This is a genomic window from Acidithiobacillus sp. (genome assembly GCF_023255755.1).
Classification (GTDB): Bacteria; Pseudomonadota; Gammaproteobacteria; order Acidithiobacillales; family Acidithiobacillaceae; genus Acidithiobacillus.
Genome location: NZ_JAGDVS010000199.1, coordinates 1 through 2,815 on the forward strand (window position 1 = coordinate 1; position 2,815 = coordinate 2,815).

Annotated in this window: 4 protein-coding genes and 1 pseudogene; 3 read left to right on the forward strand and 2 right to left on the reverse strand. The window is 60.7% G+C overall.

Features of this window, described 5'->3' with window-relative positions:
* Positions 1–119: 119 nt before the first annotated feature.
* The 3 genes and pseudogenes from Q0C48_RS14755 to Q0C48_RS14310 all read left to right on the forward strand — a co-directional run.
* Positions 120–721: pseudogene (locus Q0C48_RS14755) on the forward strand (FAD binding domain-containing protein); the annotation flags it as partial.
* Between the two features lie 3 nt (positions 722–724).
* A complete protein-coding gene (locus Q0C48_RS14305; protein WP_291525505.1) occupies positions 725–1,132 on the forward strand; it encodes a hypothetical protein in 408 nt (135 codons plus the stop codon).
* Between the two features lie 309 nt (positions 1,133–1,441).
* The gene (locus Q0C48_RS14310) at positions 1,442–1,645 is read left to right on the forward strand and encodes a cold-shock protein (protein WP_291525507.1); all 204 of its coding nucleotides are present in this window, start codon (positions 1,442–1,444) and stop codon (positions 1,643–1,645) included.
* A 66-nt stretch (positions 1,646–1,711) separates the two neighbouring features.
* Here the strand turns inward: Q0C48_RS14310 and Q0C48_RS14315 are convergent, their stop codons facing one another.
* Both Q0C48_RS14315 and Q0C48_RS14320 read right to left on the reverse strand, forming a co-directional pair.
* On the reverse strand, positions 1,712–1,864 hold the full coding sequence (locus tag Q0C48_RS14315) for a hypothetical protein (RefSeq protein ID WP_291525509.1): 153 nt from the start codon (positions 1,862–1,864) through the stop codon (positions 1,712–1,714).
* 125 nt (positions 1,865–1,989) lie between these two features.
* Positions 1,990–2,815: NAD(P)-dependent alcohol dehydrogenase (locus Q0C48_RS14320; RefSeq protein ID WP_291525511.1), on the reverse strand; the 826-nt coding region annotated here is incomplete at its 5' end.

Consider the following 2,815-nt stretch of genomic DNA (forward strand, 5'->3'; position numbering starts at 1 on the left):
TCCTCCGCCGCCATCGCCAACGCCGTCCACAACGCCATCGGCGTGCGCTTGCGCTCCTTGCCCATGACGCCCGCAAAGGTACTCCATGCCCTCGGTGCCGTAGGCGGAGAGCCGCGCTGATGGAAGCCTTCCAATGGCAACAGGCCCGGTCGCCGGAGGAAGCCGCCACCCTCGTTACCCAGACCACGGCCGAAGCGATGCTCACGCTGCAAGGCACGCCGAGCGCACAACAAGCTGTTCTGGTGAAAGCCGGCGGGGTGGACCTGCTGGATCTCATGAAGGAAGGCCTGGTCAACCCCAGGTGCCTGATGGACATCAGCCAGTTGGCGGAACTGCAGGGCATCTCCCACGGAGACGACGGCAGCTTGCGCATCGGCGCCCTGACAACCCTGGCCCAGATCGCCACACACCCTGGTCTCCGGCAGCCAGCCCGCAAATCCGCAACCGCGCCACCCTGGGCGGAAATCTACTGCAACGACCGCGCTGCTGGTACCTGCGCTCCACCGCCCATCACTGCCTGCGCAAGGGCGGCGGACACTGCTTCGCCTTTGCGGGCGACAATCGCTACCACGCCGTTTTTGGCAACCACGGCTGCGCCATTGTCCATCCCTCTACCCCAGCCACCGCGCTCCTGGCTTTTCACGCGCAGGTGGAACTTCTCCAGCCCCAGGGCCAGCGACGTATGCTTCCTTTGGAGGATTTTTTCGTTTTGCCGGAAACGGATATGCACCGGGAAAACATTCTTGCGGCCGAAGAAATCCTGACGGCGGTATGGCTGCCGCCCCAGACACAGACCAATCGCTCCATTTATCTCCAAGTTGCTGAACGGGAAGCCTTCGATTGGCCCCTTGCGGCCGTGGCAGTGGTGCTGGATATCGACGCGGCCGATCTTTGCCGGCAGGCGAGTATTGTGCTCGGCGCAGCGGCGCCGGCTCCGTGGCGGGTGCGACAGGCCGAAGCCTTGCTGACGGGGGTGAAGATCAGCGGGAAAACGGCGGAAGCAGCGGGAGAGGCGGCGCTGGCGGGGGCAATATCCTTAACGCAGAATGCCTACAAATTACCCTTGCTCGCAACGCTGGTGCGCCGCGCTGTACTGGTGGGTGCCGCCACCTTGCCGCAGGATCAATTCTGAAATTGGCGTAGAGTCGCTGCCGTAACCTCGAAGAGCGACCTTTCAATTATTATGTTTGTAACATTCCCACAGGGCGCCCTGCAGAAGACTTCAGGCCGCGCATCGTGCCGCAGCATTCAGATTCTTGTACCGATGAGGGTATGCCGGAGATATAACGGTTATCTCCGAGTTTCATACCGCTGAAGACGGCATAGATTTCTCACACCCGGCATCTGTAACGCCCATTTTGATTGCGTTTAAGTCGATGTCAGCATAAGATTTTTACAAGGCAAATTGCCTTATCTAAAAATGCATGGAAGGGAATCAGTCATGGCAACAGGTACGGTAAAGTGGTTCAACGATAGCAAAGGGTTTGGCTTCATCACGCCGGATGATGGTAAGGAGGACGTGTTTGTGCATCACTCCGCTATTCAGGGTAGCGGTTTCAAGTCGCTGGCGGAAGGTCAGAAGGTTTCATTCACTACCACGCGCGGTCCCAAGGGCCTGCAGGCTGAAGACGTTCGCCCAGCCTAACGTGTTGGTCTAACCCTGAAGTCTGGGGGGAGGCACCCTGCCTCAGGCGGGCCTGACGCAGCGGGTTCACAGTTCAAGATCGCACAAATCCAGCAGCGGCTGGTAGTCGTGAACCTCTGCGGCACAAAGCGCCGCAATATCGGCGCGCCTGGCGCTGCTGGGCATCCACCCAGCGGGGGAGTGGTCGACTTCCGTACTCGCGGTTACGCCACGCTCCACGAACTGCCCCCCTGAACACTCCTTTTTACCGCCCACTTCATTCTGTGCCTTGGCATAACGCAGCTCGGCTGCGGGGAATCACACCTTTCCCGGATTACAGAGGTTCCCCGACCATCCCACCCACCTCACCCCACACCGATCCGCAGCACGGGCTTGATGGTGTGGCCATTTCTGGCATCGGCGATGGCCTGATTGATATCGCCGAAGTCGTAGAATTTCTCCAGGCGGTCGAAGGGAAATCTCCCTGCCCGATAGAGCCCGATCAGCTTCGGAATGAAATCTTGCGGTATGGCGTCGCCCTGGATGATGCCGATGGTTTTCCGTCCCCCGGGCAGCGCATGGGCGTCATCCGGGCTGGCGATGAGTGCCATAGCGCCACCCGGATTCAATATATCGATGGCAAGCTGATGTAGCTTCGCGTCGCCAGTGATCTCCAGTACATAGTCGACACCGCTGCCGGTGATCTCACCGATACGGGCGGAGATGTCCTCATGGCGATTGTCGATCACGTGGGTTGCGCCCAACTCCAGAGCAAGGGCGAGCCGCGCGGGGAGGATGTCAACGCCGATGATCGGATTCGCACCAACAAGGCGAGCGGCCATGACCGCAGCCAGGCCTACAGCCCCCGTGCCAAAAACGACGATGCTCGCCCCCTCGGGGACCTGCAGCGAATTCATCACCGTGCCCGCTCCGGTCTGCATTCCGCACCCCAGCGGCGCCAGCATCTCCAGGGGCAAATCCTCGGGAACCTGGACGAGATTGCGCTCGGTCGCCAGGGCGTGGGTGGCGAACGAAGACTGGCCGAAAAAATGCCCGCGAACACCGCTGCGATGCAGCGCATTGCTGCCGTCTAGGCGCTGGAATCCAAAGTTCAGCAGGTAAAAGTGCACGCAGTGGGCGGGGCGCCCCTCTCGGCAGTGCTGGCAGCGGCCACAGGACTGGTAGGAGAGC